This window comes from Pedobacter suwonensis, from assembly GCF_007833675.1.
In the GTDB taxonomy this organism is placed as follows: Bacteria; Bacteroidota; Bacteroidia; order Sphingobacteriales; family Sphingobacteriaceae; genus Pedobacter; species Pedobacter suwonensis.
Window position 1 is genome coordinate 2,098,064 of sequence record NZ_CP031708.1, and the last position, 14,542, is coordinate 2,112,605.

The 14,542-nt window shown below is 36.9% G+C and carries 15 protein-coding genes; 12 read left to right on the forward strand and 3 right to left on the reverse strand.

Features of this window, described 5'->3' with window-relative positions; translation table 11 throughout:
- The first annotated feature begins 177 nt into the window (after positions 1 to 177).
- The 12 genes from DV942_RS08370 to DV942_RS08425 all read left to right on the forward strand — a co-directional run bounded on the left by DV942_RS08370 (position 178) and on the right by DV942_RS08425 (position 11,065).
- Positions 178 to 1,056, forward strand: coding sequence for a cell division protein FtsX (locus DV942_RS08370; RefSeq protein ID WP_090981820.1), 879 nt, complete (start codon positions 178 to 180; stop codon positions 1,054 to 1,056).
- Positions 1,056 to 1,283 (forward strand): DUF3098 domain-containing protein, encoded by a 228-nt coding sequence (locus tag DV942_RS08375; RefSeq protein WP_090981518.1) that lies wholly within the window; start codon positions 1,056 to 1,058, stop codon positions 1,281 to 1,283. Before DV942_RS08370 ends, DV942_RS08375 begins: the two co-directional genes overlap by 1 nt.
- A 39-nt stretch (positions 1,284 to 1,322) precedes the next feature.
- Entirely contained in the window at positions 1,323 to 1,526 is a 204-nt protein-coding gene (gene vapB, locus DV942_RS08380; RefSeq protein ID WP_090981516.1) for a type II toxin-antitoxin system VapB family antitoxin, read from the forward strand.
- Positions 1,526 to 1,912 (forward strand): type II toxin-antitoxin system VapC family toxin, encoded by a 387-nt coding sequence (locus tag DV942_RS08385; protein ID WP_145856789.1) that lies wholly within the window; start codon positions 1,526 to 1,528, stop codon positions 1,910 to 1,912. The genes vapB and DV942_RS08385 overlap by 1 nt, the downstream gene beginning before the upstream one ends.
- Before the next feature lie 17 nt (positions 1,913 to 1,929).
- Positions 1,930 to 2,724: an undecaprenyl-diphosphate phosphatase gene (locus DV942_RS08390; RefSeq protein ID WP_090981512.1), complete on the forward strand. Its 795-nt coding sequence runs from the start codon at positions 1,930 to 1,932 to the stop codon at positions 2,722 to 2,724.
- A 155-nt stretch (positions 2,725 to 2,879) separates the two neighbouring features.
- The gene (truB, locus tag DV942_RS08395) at positions 2,880 to 3,611 is read left to right on the forward strand and encodes a tRNA pseudouridine(55) synthase TruB (RefSeq protein ID WP_145861674.1); all 732 of its coding nucleotides are present in this window, start codon (positions 2,880 to 2,882) and stop codon (positions 3,609 to 3,611) included.
- Entirely contained in the window at positions 3,608 to 4,468 is an 861-nt protein-coding gene (locus tag DV942_RS08400; RefSeq protein WP_090981508.1) for a YitT family protein, read from the forward strand. Before truB ends, DV942_RS08400 begins: the two co-directional genes overlap by 4 nt.
- Before the next feature lie 11 nt (positions 4,469 to 4,479).
- Positions 4,480 to 5,469, forward strand: a complete 990-nt coding sequence (locus DV942_RS08405) for a bifunctional riboflavin kinase/FAD synthetase (RefSeq protein ID WP_145856791.1) — start codon at positions 4,480 to 4,482, stop codon at positions 5,467 to 5,469.
- A gap of 663 nt (positions 5,470 to 6,132) precedes the next feature.
- On the forward strand, positions 6,133 to 8,346 hold the full coding sequence (locus DV942_RS08410) for a cation:proton antiporter domain-containing protein (RefSeq protein ID WP_145856793.1): 2,214 nt from the start codon (positions 6,133 to 6,135) through the stop codon (positions 8,344 to 8,346).
- A 136-nt stretch (positions 8,347 to 8,482) separates the two neighbouring features.
- Complete coding sequence (locus DV942_RS08415) at positions 8,483 to 9,517, forward strand: DUF2157 domain-containing protein (RefSeq protein WP_145856795.1); 1,035 nt, start codon at positions 8,483 to 8,485, stop codon at positions 9,515 to 9,517.
- A 66-nt stretch (positions 9,518 to 9,583) separates the two neighbouring features.
- Positions 9,584 to 10,642, forward strand: a complete 1,059-nt coding sequence (locus DV942_RS08420) for a PDDEXK nuclease domain-containing protein (protein WP_145856797.1) — start codon at positions 9,584 to 9,586, stop codon at positions 10,640 to 10,642.
- Positions 10,643 to 11,065 carry a secondary thiamine-phosphate synthase enzyme YjbQ gene (locus tag DV942_RS08425; protein ID WP_145856799.1) on the forward strand — a complete coding sequence of 141 codons (423 nt, stop codon included), beginning with the start codon at positions 10,643 to 10,645 and terminating at the stop codon, positions 11,063 to 11,065.
- On the opposite strand, the gene DV942_RS08430 is transcribed toward DV942_RS08425, so the two are convergent.
- The 3 genes from DV942_RS08430 to DV942_RS08440 all read right to left on the reverse strand — a co-directional run bounded on the left by DV942_RS08430 (position 11,066) and on the right by DV942_RS08440 (position 14,377).
- Complete coding sequence (locus DV942_RS08430; protein ID WP_134204118.1) at positions 11,066 to 12,034, reverse strand: YihY/virulence factor BrkB family protein; 969 nt, start codon at positions 12,032 to 12,034, stop codon at positions 11,066 to 11,068.
- Between the two features lie 160 nt (positions 12,035 to 12,194).
- Positions 12,195 to 13,514, reverse strand: a complete 1,320-nt coding sequence (locus DV942_RS08435) for an alpha/beta hydrolase (protein ID WP_145856801.1) — start codon at positions 13,512 to 13,514, stop codon at positions 12,195 to 12,197.
- Positions 13,515 to 13,987: 473 nt separating this feature from the next.
- Complete coding sequence (locus DV942_RS08440; protein WP_090981491.1) at positions 13,988 to 14,377, reverse strand: LiaF transmembrane domain-containing protein; 390 nt, start codon at positions 14,375 to 14,377, stop codon at positions 13,988 to 13,990.
- Positions 14,378 to 14,542 lie beyond the last annotated feature (165 nt).

Below are 14,542 nucleotides of genomic sequence, written 5' to 3' on the forward strand. Positions count from 1 at the left end.
TCCATAATTAACGCCTTTTTGACAAATTTCGTACCGTCTTTAGAAAAACAACCATCTTGGTTGAAGAATTAATCTTCAAACTAAAAGCAGATCGCGTACGTTAGTATTCATTTAACATTCATTAATTGGTGTTTATCAGGTATAATTTATATTTTCGCAGAAACAAAAATGAAATACATGGAAGAATTCGAAGTAAGTGATGCATCTAAGAAAACCAAAACCGTTTATATCTCTACTATCATCAGTATTGCCTTGGTTTTATTAATGCTTGGACTACTTGGTTTAGTACTTGTACACGCCAAAAACCTATCTAACTACGTCAAAGAAAACATTGTTTTAAACATTATTGTTGATGAAGGCGCAAAAGAAGCTGATGTTTTGGCTTTCCAGAAAGAGCTGAATGCCAACCCTGCGGTAAAGCAGACCCAATATGTAAATAAAGAGCTTGCAGCCAGAAACTTAACACAGGATTTAGGCGAGGATTTTGTTAATTTCCTGGGATACAACCCACTGACTTCTACCTTCGATGTGTACTTAAAAGCAGAATATGCAAACAATAAAAGTATCGAGGCCTTAAAAACCAGTATTTCTAAAAACCCTGTAGTGAAAGAAGTAGTTTACCAGAGTTCTTTAATTGATATGGTAAACAAAAATATCAACACCATCGGTTTAATTATTTTAGCCTTTGCAGCGCTGTTATTAATTATTTCGATAGCGCTGATTAACAACACCATAAGATTAGCAATCTACTCGCAGCGATTTTTAATTAAAAGTATGCAGCTGGTTGGTGCAACGAAAAATTTTATCCGACGTCCTTTCTTACTGTATGCGGCCTTACATGGCTTAATTGCGGCATTTATAGCTATTATTATTTTATTGGCTACTTTAATTTACGCCCGCAAAGAGGTGCCTGAAATTATTATTTTAAATAACTACCAGGAATTTGGCTTTGTATTTATAGGCCTTTTGGTTGTGGGTATTTTTATAACAGGAATTAGTACATGGTTTGCAGTAAGTAGATATTTACGTTTAAAATCTTATCATCTTTATAGATAATGGCAGAAAAAAAAACAGGTCCGGTTGTAAAGGACGTTAAAAACGAATTGGTTTTCACCAAAAAAAATTATCAGTTGTTGTTAATCAGCATTGCAATCGTAGCAGTTGGTTTTATCCTGATGATGGGCAGCACTGGTGATATTTACGATTTCAGAAGAACTTTATTGGCGCCGATGGTGGTGTTAGCAGGCTTTGCTTTTGGTATTTATGCCATTTTAAAAAAATAAATGTTTTGTATTCGGTAAAGTGTTTTTTAACTTTATAATATGACAACAACAAATTTGCAAATTGAAATTAATTCACTTCCCCTAAACCTTAGGCAGGAAGTTGCAGATTTTGTTGAATTCTTAAAAACAAAACAAAAAAATAAGCCGAAATTAAAATCACGTGAATTTGGGTATGCGAAAGGTAAGATCAAATTATCAGATGATTTTGACGAGCCTTTAGAAATGTTTGCAGATTATATTTAATGGCATATTTATTAGATACACATACCTTTTTATGGTTTGTGGCAGGTGATGATCAATTACCTGTTTCAGTTAAAAAAAGGCTATCTGATATCAATACATCCTGCTTCATAAGCATTGCTTCTTTTTGGGAAATTGCCATTAAAAAACAGATTGGAAAGCTCGATTTAAAAATCGGCTTTGAAGCGCTTTTTAGATTTGCAGAAAGAAACCAGATTGAGATTATCCCCATTAATGAAACCCATCTCATAACATTACTAAACCTCGAATTTATCAACAATGATCCTTTTGATCGGATTATTGTATCTCAAGCCATTTCAGAGAATTTAGTATTGATTTCACGAGACAAAAAATTAAAAAAATATAAAATAAAATTACATTGGGAATAGCCCATTAACTAAACAATATGAATTCTTTTGAAGCTATTGTCCTTGCCATTGTTGAAGGATTAACCGAATTTTTACCTGTATCGAGCACAGGTCACATGATCATTACATCATCGCTTATGGGCATTGCCTCAGAACCATTTGTGAAACTTTTTACCATTGTAATCCAACTCGGCGCCATACTTTCGGTGGTTGTGCTATATTTTAAAAGATTCTTTAAATCGATAAACTTCTATATTAAATTGCTCGTGGCCTTTATTCCCGCAGCCGTATTTGGCTTGTTATTGAGCAAAAAAATCGACGAATTATTAGAAAGCCCGATGGCCGTTGGTATTTCATTGTTAATCGGAGGTGTTATTTTATTATTTGTAGATAAGTGGTTTAACAAACCAACCATTAATGAGGAAGAGGAAATCAGCTATTTAACGGCGCTGAAAATAGGTTTCTTCCAATGTATTGCCATGTTACCGGGTGTATCACGGTCTGGAGCAACTATTGTGGGCGGAATGAGTCAGAAATTAAGCAGAAAAGTGGCAGCAGAATTCTCGTTTTTCCTGGCGGTACCCACCATGTTTGCTGCAACTGCAAAAAAACTATACGACTTTTATAAAGAAGGACACACCATTACGCATGACCAAACCAACCTGCTGATTATCGGAAACGTTGTTGCATTTATTGTAGCACTTTTAGCGATAAAAAGTTTTATCGGATACCTGAACAAACATGGTTTCAGAGTTTTTGGATGGTATAGAATTGCAGCAGGTTTAATCATTATTATCCTTTTGCTAAGCGGACATAATTTACAGATTATATAATTCATCTAAATATTTTAACCATAACTTGTCCCGATTTTTGGGAGATAAAATAAATGCATACGGATAATAATCATCTGTGTCTATCTGTATACATCTGTGGTTAAAAAAACTTAAGCAAACCACATTGAATCCGTATCTTTGTGCAAAAAAGATTTGTGAGTACTGAAAATCCTAAATTCAAAGATTTCAATTTTGCTGAAGGCGAATTGCTTTTAATCAACAAACCGTACAAATGGACCTCATTTGATGTGGTGGGCAAAATCCGTAATTCTTTAAAACCGCTAAAATTAAAGGTTGGCCATGCCGGCACTTTAGATCCGCTCGCTACAGGCCTTTTAATTATCTGTACAGGCAAGCTTACTAAACAGATCGATACTTTTCAGGCTGAAGAGAAGGAATATACCGGCACCATGATTTTAGGTGCTACTACCCCATCATTCGATATGGAAACCGAGGTTGATGAAACATTCGATATCAGTAACATTACCGAAGAAGAAATTTATGCAACCTGCGAACCATTTATTGGCGATATCGAACAATATCCTCCTGCGCACTCAGCAGTAAAGGTAAATGGCGAACGTTTATACGTAAAAGCCAGACTGGGCGAAGAAGTTGAGTTACGGAAACGTTTTGTAAGTGTACCGGAATTTGAAATTACCAGGATCGAACTCCCTGAAATCGATTTCAGGATTGTTTGCAGTAAAGGCACCTATATCCGTTCATTGATATCTGATTTCGGTAAAACTTTAAATAGCGGAGCTTATCTTTCTAAGCTAACCCGTACCCGAAGCGGAAACTTTATGCTAAAAGATGCGTTTGAGGTATTAGAACTTGTTAATTATATTCGTAGTAAGAAAGAAGAAGCTAAAACCGAAGTAATTGTATGAACCATATCAAAAACAGGAACACCAGGTTTATTAAAGAAATCCTTTTAATAATTGCAGGTGTAACCTCGGCATGTTTTGGCTTAAAAAGCTTTTTAATGCCCAGTCATTTTATTGATGGTGGTGTTACCGGTATTTCCCTGTTGGTTAGCACCTTAACAGGCTGGAATTTATCGTACCTTATTGCCATCATCAACATTCCCTTTGTTATTTTAGGTTACAGGCAGATTGGTAAAGGCTTTGCACTGAAAACGGCTATCGCAATCGCTACGCTTTCACTCGCGCTAATTATTCTGCCTTTCCAACCCATTACGCACGATAAATTGCTCATTGCATTTTTCGGAGGCTTGTTTTTAGGCGGTGGGATTGGTTTAGCGATGCGTGGCGGCTGTGTAATTGATGGCACAGAAGTTTTAGCGCTTTATATCAGTAAAAACAGCATTTTAACCGTTGGAAATATTATCCTGATTTTAAATATCATCATTTTTGCTTTTGCTGCCTATTTCTTAAATATCGAAACGGCACTTTATGCCATTTTAACCTATTTATCAGCATCAAGTACGATCGATTTTATCGTAAATGGCTTGGAACAGTACACTGGGGTCACCGTTATATCAGACCATCAGGAGGCCATCAAGGATTTCATCATTAACGATATGAAACGTGGTGTTACCATCTATAAAGGCGAGGGCGGATATGGAGAAAAAAAAGATATCGATATTATTTTTACCGTTGTTACCAAACTGGAAATGAGCAAATTGCAGACCGCGATCAGGCAAATTGATTCGGACGCTTTTGTAATACAACAGCAGATTGCCGATTTAAAAGGCGGCGTAGTAAAACGCCATGCACTACATTAATCCTTATCCCATTGAAGATATACAATAACCTTTCGGAATTTAAAAAATTAGCTAACGCCATTGTAACCATCGGTACTTTTGATGGTGTACATTTCGGACATCAAAAAATCATCAAACAGCTGGTACAAAAGGCAAAGGCCGATAATGGAGAAAGCGTAATTTTAACATTTTTCCCGCATCCAAGAATGATTATCGATCCTGAAAACCAGGATCTGAAAATGATCAATACCATTAATGAAAAAGCAGAAATTTTAAACCGGTTAGGTGTAGACCATCTGATTATTACGCCTTTTACCCGCGATTTCTCCAACCAACTACCAGAAGATTACATTAAAAATATTTTGGTTGACAATATAGGCACCAAACACATTATTATTGGTTATGATCATCGTTTTGGTAAAGACCGTTCTGGCAATTTAAACGTTTTAAAAACTGCCGGTACACATTTCGGCTTTACCGTTGAAGAAATTATGGAACAGGATATCCACGATGTGGCAGTAAGTTCAACGAAGATACGGCAGGCATTGCTGGCCGGTGATGTTGAGCTGGCTAACGATTACCTCGGCTACTCTTTCTCTATTTTTGGCAGGGTGATTAAAGGTGATAAAATAGGCAGAACAATTGGCTTCCCAACGGCCAATATCTTTGTAGAAGAAATTTATAAACTGATTCCAGGCGATGGTATTTATGCAGTTACGGTAGAGATGAGTTCGGAGTTTGAAGTTGAGCGTTCAGAGGCGGGTATACTCCAAGCTCCAAGCTCCGAACCCAAAACTACTTACCAGGGTATGGCTTATATCGGTCAACGGCCTACCATTAACGGCATGACCAGAAATATTGAGGTGAATATTTTTGATTTTAACCGGGAAATTTATGGACAGGATATTAAGATGAACTTCTTGAAATTCTTACGACACGATGTAAAATTTACCGGCTTAGAGGCTTTAACTGTTCAGTTGCAAAAAGATAAGGAAGCTACGTTGGCTTATTTTAGTGGATAAAATAATTTTATTTGTCTTAAGTAGTCGTCCTCTCGACTGGAACGTAGTGGAATGGAGAAATCTATTTAAATAGATTTCTCGACTTCGTTGCACTCCGCTCGAAAGGACGATGACCTGAAAGATGTTACTTTACAAAATTCAATTTTAGTAATCCAATTCAAAAGTCAGTTTACCAAATTTCCTTTCCAAAAAAGCCTCGTTTTTGCTATATTAGCGGCAATGAGGCTTTTTTATATCGTTTTATTCCTATCTCTTTCCATAAATTTTGCTGGTATCGCATCGCAAAAGAAAAGAGGTGAGGTACAATCAAAATATACGAAAACAAGCTCGGTTACAGACAAAAAAGTCATCAGGCAGCATTTAAATTTGAATCAGGATAACGAAAGCCTGCAAAAAGATTCTATTGGTATCTCTCCTTTAAAAATATCTTTTGGCGCTCTTGTACCGATCACTTTTTTGCTATTCCCTCTTCTTAAGAACAAAATCATTAATACCAAAGTTATAATCAAAAGATTAAGGTATAATTATTGGTGTTTGTTTAAAATGCTTTATCCGAAACACGTTTTTTGGTAGGTAATTTTATCTTATTGAAAATTTAATACCTGTCCGGATACACACGATGTCCGAAGATAGATTATTTAACACCATTACTCATTTTTATAGATGCACTTACCTGATTTAATAGCTGATTTAGGCTTGATACTTGCTGCCGCAGGGATTACCACACTCATATTTAAAAAAATTAAGCAACCCCTTGTTCTGGGCTATATATTGGCCGGCTTATTGGTTGGCTCACATTTAGATTTTTTTCCATCTGTTACCGATACGAAAAGCATTAACATTTGGGGCGAAATTGGAGTTATTTTCCTTTTATTTAGTTTAGGGCTGGAATTTAGCTTTAAAAAACTGGTTAAAGTAGGAGGTTCTGCTTCCATCACGGCCATTGTAAAGGTATTATTTATCATCCTGGCCGGCTACCTGGTGGGGAAAGCCATGGGCTGGAAAGATATGGACAGCCTGTTTTTGGGTGGAATTCTATCCATCTCATCAACCATGATTACCATTAAGGCTTTCGAAGAACTTGGTTTAAAGCATAAAAAGTTTGCCGGTCTGGTTTTCGGGGTTTTAATCGTTGAAGATTTAGTAGCGATCCTCCTCCTGGTATTGTTCTCTACCCTTGCGGTTAGTCAGCAATCGGCAGGTACAGAAATGCTGTATTCTATTCTAAAACTGGCTTTCTTCTTAGTACTTTGGTTCTTAGGCGGAATATTCTTAATTCCATCATTTCTTAAAGCAACCAAAAAATTAATGAATGACGAAACCATGCTGGTGGTATCGTTGGCTTTGTGTTTGGTAATGGTTTTACTGGCTGATAAAGTTGGCTTCTCTCCTGCCCTTGGTGCATTTATTATGGGCTCTATTTTAGCTGAGACCACCCAGGCTGAAAGAATAGAGCATCTTACAAAATCGGTAAAAGACTTATTTGCAGCAGTCTTTTTTGTTTCAGTTGGTATGCTGATTGATCCTTCTATGCTGGTTAAATACGCTGTTCCTATTTTTGTAGCTACTGTGGTTATCATTTTCGGTAAAATCATTTTTACCATTTTAGGTGCATTATTGTCCGGACAGCCATTAAAAACCTCAGTACAATCGGGTATGAGTTTGGCACAAATTGGTGAGTTTTCGTTCATCATTGCCTCATTAGGATTAACCCTAAAAGTAACAAGCGATTTTCTTTATCCGATCGCCGTAGCAGCAGCGGCAGTTACCACATTCACAACCCCCTATCTAATTAAGCTATCCGAACCTTTTTATCAGTATTTGAACCGTATTTTACCAAAAAAATGGCTTGATGGTATCGAAAGGTATAGCTCGAGTACCGAAGGGATTACCACTTTGAGCGATTGGAAGGTTTTATTGCGCTCGTACATCTTTAATACTATAATCCATTCCGTAATTATCATTGCGATAATCTTTTTGGCTTACCGTTATGTACAACCGTTTATTGCTAGCAACATTGCTAACAGTTTGACTTCCATTATCATCAGCGTGGTGGTCTCTTTTATATTGATGTCGCCATTTTTATGGGCCTTATCCATCCGAAGGATCCAACGTACCGCATACGCTCACCTTTGGTTGAACAAAAAATATACCCGCGGACCATTGATCGTGATCGAATTTTTCAGGGTTGCGCTCGGCATATTCTTCGTTGGATTTTTGATGTATCAGTTTTTTAATACCTGGATCGCGGCCTTGATTGCTTTGGCTTTAATTGTACTGGGAATGGTTATATTTTCCAGAAAACTTCAGTCATTTTACGATAAACTGGAAAGGCGGTTCATATTGAACTTAAATGCGAGAGAAAATCAGAAACCAGATATTTTACCCTGGGACACCCACTTAACAGAGCTCAGGGTTTCTCCTGAATCGGAGGTAGTTGGTAAAACATTAACTGAATTAATGATCAGAGAAAAATACGGGGTAAATATTGCCTTGATAGAACGCGGGAGAAATAATATCCCAACACCGGGCAGAGATGAGCGGCTTTATCCACACGATAAATTATTATTGATTGGCGCAGATGACCAACTCGCAGCTGTTAAGGCACTTTTAGAAGTTAATCCGCCAGAAACAACCGAAGAAAATAATTTTCCGGATAAAGAAATGACCCTGCAAAAGGTTGTTGTGCATACCGAATCGCCGGTTTATGGTTTGAGCATCAGGAATGCAGGGATCCGGGAAAAAGCGCAGGCTTTAATTGTGGGCATAGAAAGGGGCGCCGAACGCATCTTAAATCCTTCGTCGGACTTTGTGTTCGATAACGGCGATGTAATTTGGATTGTAGGGAATAATAAGAAGATTAGGGAGGTTATATAGTTGTGATCGTCATTGCGAGAAGGCTTTTTCAGCCGACGAAGCAATCTTACAATGCTCGCCCATAATCAAAAGATTGCTTCGTGGTACCTCCTCGCAATGACGAGATAATTTTATATCTTCGTGTATAACCGATCCTATGAAAGTTGACAGAGAGAAAAGTGAGTTTCTTGATGACATGATTGAGCAATGGCAAAATGATGGCTTAATCGATCCTGAAACAGGAAATAAACTTCGTAAAAGTTATGAAGCCAAAAACTTCGATTGGTTACGCCTGGCACAATATGCTTTTTGGGTAGCCCTGGCTTGTGGTTTTATCGCATTGGGATCACTCCTTATTGACAATTCCATCCTTAACTATTTAAAGCGGGTTTATAATACACCAAATATTGTGATTGCTATTGTTTCAGGCGGATTGGCAGCATGGCTTTATATTTTAGGTTTCAAGCGGAAAAAGAAACTCGCGCACCTAAAATTCAGCAATGAAGCCATTATATTTTCTGCTATTCTGCTCACGGCAAATGCCATCGCTTATTTTGGGAAGGCAGTTGATAATGGTTCAGGCAATTTCTCTATCCTGATATTGATATCTGTTTTTATTTACGGGGCTTTAGGTTATGTCTTCAACTCGCGTTTGATCTGGATTTTTGCCTTAATCTCCCTTGGTGCCTGGTTTGGTACTGAAACCGGCTATTTAAGCCGTTGGAATTATTATTTCCTCGGTATGAATTATCCTTTGCGTTTTGTGATTTTTGGCGCTTCATTAACCGCGGCATCCTTCATGATGAGGGCTTTCCCGAAAACACAAAATTTCTTTCAGGTTACCTATATCGCGGGTATGGTTTATTTGTTTGTATCGCTTTGGGCATTATCGGTATTTGGCAACTTTGCCAACCTTGAAGAATGGTATCAGGTAAGGCAATTGAGCTTATTTTACTGGGCTTTAATTTCTGCCGCTATTTGTGTAGCCAGTACACTCTTTGGCTTAAAGTATCATGATGATATTGCCCGAGAATTTGGCATTACTTTTCTCTTTATCAATCTCTACACGCGATATTTCGAATACTTTTGGGATAGCTGGCACAAAGCTTTGTTTTTTTCGGTACTGGCTGCATCATTTTGGTTAATTGGTAGAAAAGCAGAGAAAATCTGGAATGTGGAGTTTTTGAAATAATCTTAAAAACTAATCATTTGATAAAATGCTAATTTCATAAGATTGAATATATTCTATTGATGTAAAATGCAAGTTGAAAAGCAAAATTTATATACTAAAGTAATTGAACTGCTTAACCGAGCGAGGCAAAACGTTGCTCAAACCATTAATAATGCAATGGCTACTGCTTACTTCGAAATCGGCAAGATGATTGTTGAAGAGGAACAGGATGGCAAAGAAAAAGCTGAATATGGCAAACAAATTTTGAGTGAGCTTTCAGAAAGGCTAGTTTCAGAGTTTGGCAAAGGTTTTTCTGAAACAAATTTAAAACAAATGAGGTATTTTTACCTTACCTATTCAATTCGTCAGACAGTGTCTGACGAATTCGAAAATAATGAAATTCTAGAAACATCTCCTAAAACTTCAGATTCAATTCAGCAGACAATGCCTGCGCAATTCAAACTTACATGGTCTCACTATCTTAAGTTAATGAGAATAACCGATGTAAACGAACGTAATTTTTATGAAATAGAAGCAATAAAAAATAACTGGAGTTTACGCGAGCTGCAGCGTCAATATGATTCAGCATTATATACGCGCCTGGCGTTAAGTAAAAATAAAGAAGAAGTATTATCTCTTGGTCAAAAAGGACAGATTATTGAAAAAAGCAAGGACTTAATAAAAGACCCTTATGTACTAGAATTTTTAGGCTTACCTGAACAAAATTTTTATTCAGAAAGTGAGTTAGAGCAAAAATTAATTGATAAACTGGAACATTTTTTATTGGAATTAGGTAATGGGTTCACCTTTGTAGCCCGTCAAAAAAGAATAACTTTTGAAGAAAGACATTTCAAAATAGATTTGGTTTTCTACAACCGTATTTTAAAATGTTTTGTACTTATTGATTTAAAAATCGGAGAACTCAAACATCAGGATATTGGCCAGATGCAGATGTATGTAAACTATTTTGATAGAGAAGTAAAACTTGAAGATGAAAACAAAACCATCGGTATTATTCTTTGTCAGGATAAAAGTGAATCTGTAGTAAGATATACACTTCCGGAAAACAATGAACAAATTTTCGCAAGTAAGTATTTAACTGTTTTACCGAGCGAAAAGGATTTCATTAAAGTCATTGAGAATTAAATGAAAATATACCAACAAGCCTTATCACTGAGAGAAAGAAGAAGGGGTTTCCATATTATTACAGATGAGATTGAGGATGCCCTACCCCAAATTAATGAGATTAATATTGGTATTTGTCAGGTTTTTATACAACATACCTCGGCTTCCCTTACCATTAATGAAAATGCCGATCCAACCGTACGTGTAGATTTTGAGATGTTCTTTAATAAAACGGTAAAGGAAAACGATCCGGATTATGAGCACGACTATGAAGGATCGGACGATATGCCAGCACACTTAAAATCGGCACTTTTAGGAAGTTCTGTAAGTATCCCTATCCGAAATGGCAGGTTAGCGCTCGGTACCTGGCAAGGCATTTACCTTTGCGAACATCGAAATCATGGCGGACAAAGAAAATTAATGATTACTGCCTGGGGAGAATAACTATGCCTTTTTCACTTCTTCTTTAATTTCAGGATGATTATCCTGAATGGATTTACCATCGGTTTCTATTTCAATTTCTTTTGTAGTTACCGCATAATGTGAAGGATAAATTTCTGAACCGAAAGCAACAGCATAAGCCTTGGTAAACTCGGCGCCAAAATACAAAATGATTGAAGAATAGTAAGTCCACAAAAGCACAACCACTAATGAGCCCGTTGCACCGTAGGTACTGCCTACATTGCTTTGCCCAATATAAATAGAGATGGCAAACTTGCCGATCATAAATAAAACCGCAGTAACTATTGCACCGGCAATTACATCACGCCATTTAATAATTGCATCAGGTAATACCTTAAATATCACACCAAATATCAAAGAAATAACAGCAAGCGTTACAATTTGATTAATAATATAAAACACAATAACGGATACCTCGGCAAATCTGGCCTGTAGGCGACTGCTAAAAGCATCTAATACAGAAGTAACGGCAAGCGAAACCAATAACACGAAACCAAGGCTTATAATGACTGAAAAAGATAGAAAACGATTCTGCAACATCTTCACCCAACCTCTTTTAGGCTTAGGTTTTAATCCCCAAATGGTATTGATGGAATCCTGGATATCGCCAAAAACGGTTGTTGCCCCAATTAACAGGGTAACGATACCGATAATTAAAGCAATGGTACTTTTTCCGTCCAAATAAGCATTTTTAATTAACTGTTGTAAGGAAATGGCCGATTCCCTACCTAAGAATCCTTCAAGCTGGGCATAAACCTGTCCTTCAGCTATTTCCCTACCTAAAAATATGCCGCATAGAGAAATAATTACCACAAGCAAAGGAGCCATAGAAAATACCGTATAATAGGCTAGTGAGCCACTAAGTTTCGTTACCTTATGATTGGTAAATCCTGTAAACGATGCTTTTAAAATGCCCCATATTCCTTTTAAAGTGATTTTCCGCTTTTCCATAAACAAACTATTTTTAGATGAGATGTTCTAAATTTAAACCGCTTGTTTTTTGAATTGTTTGTGAATTCTTAATAAAGAAAGAATATTAAGAAAATCGAGCGCACAAAAAAAGCTCCTGATTTGGGTCGGAGCTTGTTCTTTATCGATAGGTGATTTTAGGTTATTTAGCCTTAATCCATGATGCAAGATCGTTCACCAAAGTTTCAGATACACTTACAGCTGCCTGGTACTGAGCCATCGTTCCCTTTTCGGTTTGAGAACTCAACAGGTGATTCAAATCCGGGTAGAATTTAAGAACCACATTTTTCTTTTTACCCAAAGCGTCATTCCATAAATCGAAATCTACTTTACCTACCTGAAAATCATTACCACCCTGCAGGATGTATATTTTAGGCTTAGAAAGGCTTTTGGCTACAGCAACCTGGTTGTAACTATTTAAATCTGCCCAGTATTTCGCCGGCAGGCCTAAAATGACAGAATCAGGCTTTATGGTAGTTCCCAATTGCGAAATTCTGCTTTTATCAATTTCCACAGCGGCATCTGCCAATTGTTTTTTAAATGCAGCCGTCGTATCATTAGCCAGATCGAACATATACTTATTCTGATCAACAATAATATCGGTTAATTTTCTTGCCGGTGCCGCTGCCAAAACAATTCCTGCTAAATCAGGTACCGTGCTTGCTATTTTAGGGGCCAACATTCCGCCTAAACTATGACCGAATACGTAAACAGCTTTTGGATTAGCTCCTACAACGGTTTTTGCGAGTGTTATCGCGGCAGCTGCATCATTCAGTACCTCTTCTTTTACAGTAAATTCCTTTCCAAACTCATTAGGATAAATTAAAGTTCTTTTTACATAGCGAACGGACGCAATTCCGTTAGAAGCTAAGCCGCCAGCCAGATCTTTGAAAGGTTTATTCGCGCCAACGGTTTCATCCATATCTGCAGGTCCGGAGCCATGCACAAAAACCACAACAGGGAAATTTTTGATATTTTTTGGCGTGGTAATAATGGCCGCCAATTGTTTTCCAGCCGGGCCAATATATACCGACTTTTCCTGGTATAAACTGGTATCTACATAGGTGGGTTTTAAATAGGATGATGTTCTCCTGGAAGGTGCCAGAAAGATTCCGACAATTTTCTGTTGTTTATTAAAACCTAAAATAAAGTTCTGATCACCGTTAGCGAATTTACCCTCAACCGTAACAGCGAAAAAATCGCCCTGGGCTTTACTTTGAATGGCATCTAACGATTCTGCCTTTCCATATTTTGTTCCAATATCACCCCAAAGTTTCTTTAAATTTTCTTCTGTTAATTTCGTTTTTAAGGTATCGTCAAAAAAAGCATGTGCATCTTTAAATTTTTCTTCCTGCAATAGCTTAAAAAAGTCGTTTGCGCCATTGAAAAGCTGGATTACATTCTGAGAAAATGCGGAGGTTGTTATTAATAAAGCGACTACAAATAAAAGGCCTTTTTTCATCCGTATAGTTTGTTTAAATGGTATGAGATGTCATGCTTTATCCCTTTCAGATCTAAAGCCATGAAGATTAAGTATAGTGTTTGGTTGTTTACAATACCCAAAGTTAACAATATTTGGTTCTGAAAATAGGTTTACTCAACCAGTGCTTTAGTTTTAACTAATTTTAACATTTGAGGTTAACACACCCCCATTTCCCCTGTTCCTTCTACAGTCTATTAAAAAAAGCAAAAAAAATAAAGCTGAACACAATATATTCCATTTACAGCGTTTATGTATGTGAGAGCGTTAATTTAGATGACGGGGATACTGCCTGAGGGTGGAATCCCCGTTTCTTTTTTAGGCAAAAATGTAAAGGGCATGGAGCAAAACCCATAGCGCAAAGCCCGAAGCTCCTTGCCCTTTGCAACCAAGCATAAAAAAGGGCCATTGTTAGAAAAACGGCCCTTTTAATATATATGATGAAGTGAAGAATTTTAGCTTTCTTTATCAGTAAAATCAACTGGTTTTTTCTCAAAATATTGATCAAAGTTCTGAACTTTTTTAGGTTTCAAGATTATATAAAAGCCTAAACCAATCAATACCATTGGAATGCTAATCCTAAACAGATCAAAATCAAAAATGTTTATCGCTTTAAAGGTAAATAAGCCTCCAATAATGGTTAATGCCAACCACCCGTTTCCCTGGAAACCTTTACGATACCCCATCCACAAACCAATACCCAACATAATGGTGTGCCATCTCAAAATCCAATGTGGAATATCTATTCCCGAGTTTCTTAATAAGAACACCGAACCGATGGTGATGATTAAAATACCTAAACCAACCTGTTTATCTGCGTGATTTTTTTTGATTAAATTTTCCATGACCGTTTTGTTTTATGATTCAAATGTATCACGAATACCAATGCTGGAGAATGGCTTTTCCCTTAGTTATGATATTTTGTCGGTGAGTGAAATAAAACTGTCGGTAAAATTTTTGAAGAATTTCACATAACTGAAATTTATCGGTGAAGTTATCCGTTTTTTCAC